This is a genomic window from Pseudomonas sp. P7548, from assembly GCF_013386585.1.
Lineage (GTDB): Bacteria > Pseudomonadota > Gammaproteobacteria > Pseudomonadales > Pseudomonadaceae > Aquipseudomonas.
Genome location: NZ_JACARO010000193.1, coordinates 1 through 728, shown reverse-complemented (window position 1 = coordinate 728; position 728 = coordinate 1). Strand labels below are relative to the sequence as shown.

Annotated in this window: 2 protein-coding genes; both read left to right on the top strand. The window is 60.6% G+C overall.

Translation table 11 applies throughout. From position 1 onward, the window contains the following. On the top strand, positions 1 to 455 hold a 455-nt coding region (locus HX803_RS32170), incomplete at its 5' end, for an ABC transporter permease subunit (RefSeq protein WP_178926083.1). A gap of 3 nt (positions 456 to 458) precedes the next feature. Beyond that, a partial coding sequence (locus tag HX803_RS32165) for an ATP-binding cassette domain-containing protein (protein WP_178926082.1) occupies positions 459 to 728 on the top strand: 270 nt, incomplete at its 3' end.

Sequence of the window (728 nt, the reverse complement as noted above, 5' to 3'; positions counted from 1 at the left end):
TGTTCCTGATCTACTACGGCTTACCGCAAGTGGGCATCGAGCTGGATCCGATCCCGGCGGCCCTGATCGGCTTCTCGCTGAACATGGCCGCCTACGCCTGTGAAATCCTGCGGGCCGCCATTGCTTCCATCGAGCGTGGCCAGTGGGAAGCTGCTGCGAGTATCGGCATGACCCGCGCGCAGACCCTGCGCCGGGCCATCCTGCCGCAAGCCATGCGCACGGCGTTGCCGCCGTTGGGTAACAGCTTTATTTCGCTGGTCAAGGACACGGCGCTGGCCGCTACCATCCAGGTGCCCGAGCTGTTCCGCCAGGCCCAATTGGTGTCTGCGCGAACCTTCGAAATCTTCACCATGTACCTGTCCGCCGCCCTGATCTACTGGATTCTGGCGAGCATCCTGGCGCACTTCCAAAACCGCCTGGAAGACCGGGTCAACCGGCATGACCTGGAGTCTTGAAGCATGATCGTGGTTGAAAAACTGACCAAACAATTCAAGGGCCAGGTGGTGCTCAACGGCATCGACCTCGAGGTCAAGGAAGGCGAAGTCGTCGCCATCATCGGCCCCAGCGGTTCCGGCAAGACCACCTTGTTGCGCTGCCTGAATTTCCTCGAAGAACCCACCAGTGGTCGCATCAAGGTGGGAGATATCGAGGTCGACACAGGCAAGCCGCTCAACCAGCAACAAGGCCTGGTGCGACGTTTGCGCCAGCACGTGGGCTTTGTGTTCCAG